Origin of the sequence: Chryseobacterium sp. SIMBA_029, from assembly GCF_046535275.1 — a bacterium.
GTDB lineage: Bacteria > Bacteroidota > Bacteroidia > Flavobacteriales > Weeksellaceae > Chryseobacterium.
The window spans coordinates 1-348 of record NZ_JAWRXA010000112.1 but is presented as its reverse complement, the minus strand read 5'-3'; the positions used below and the strand labels follow the sequence as shown (position 1 = coordinate 348).

The following is a 348-nucleotide window of genomic DNA, read 5'->3' as shown; positions in this document are numbered from 1 at the left end:
AGGCATCCAGCGAGGTACTCGTCGACAATCTCGTCCGGCATGGCAAACACGTGCTGTTTTCTGCCGCCGTGCCCGGCCAGGGCGGCGAAAACCACATCAACGAGCAGCGCTACGAATTCTGGCGCGACCTGTTCGCGCGCCACGGCTACCAGCTGTTCGATTTCGTACGGCCGCTAATTGCGGCGGATACGCGCATCGAGCCGTGGTACCGCTACAACCTGCTCTTTTTCGTTGCCGCCGACGAAGTGGAACGGCTGCCGGACGCCATCAAACAACACCGCATTGACCGCCGTTCGAGCGTACCGGACGTATCGCCGCCCGGCTACAAGGCACGCAAGTTCGTGCTGC

At 62.1% G+C, this 348-nt stretch carries 1 protein-coding gene; it reads left to right on the top strand.

Going from position 1 to position 348, the window contains the following annotated elements; translation table 11 throughout:
- On the top strand, positions 1–348 hold a 348-nt coding region (locus SB679_RS23435; RefSeq protein WP_410704678.1), incomplete at both ends, for a hypothetical protein.